Source organism: Novosphingobium sp. 11B (genome assembly GCF_054589055.1).
On record NZ_BAAILP010000179.1, the window covers coordinates 1 to 450 of the forward strand.

A 450-nucleotide genomic window follows, 5' to 3' on the forward strand; every position below is an offset into this window, starting at 1 on the left:
CAGTTGTTCAACGAAGTCGATGTTCCAAACCTCAAGCCGCTGCCGGCAGAGCCGTGGGTTCATGCCGAATGGCGCCGCTGCCGCGTCGGGCTCGATTACCATATCGCGATCGAGCGACATCATTACTCTGTTCCGCACCGCTTCGCGCGCCGCGAGGTCGAAGCCCGGTTCACTGCCAGTACCGTCGAGATCTTCCTGGGAGGCGAGCGCATTGCTGTGCACCTGCGCAGCAGCGGCAATGGCCGGCACACCACCGTCCCCGAGCACATGCCATCCAGCCACCGGCGCTACGGCGAATGGACGCTGGCGAAAATCCGGCAGGAGGCAAGCCGGATCGGGCCGATGCTATCCTTGCTGGTCGAGAAGGTCATCGAGGCAAAGCCCCATCCCGAACAGGGCTATCGATCCTGTCTGGGCATCATCGGGCTCGAAAAACGCTTCGGTCCCGAG

General features: G+C 62.9%; 1 protein-coding gene. It reads left to right on the forward strand.

Annotated elements, in window-relative coordinates:
- The coding region (locus ACYPYD_RS16840; protein ID WP_459664326.1) for a Mu transposase domain-containing protein at positions 1-450 on the forward strand (450 nt) is incomplete at both ends.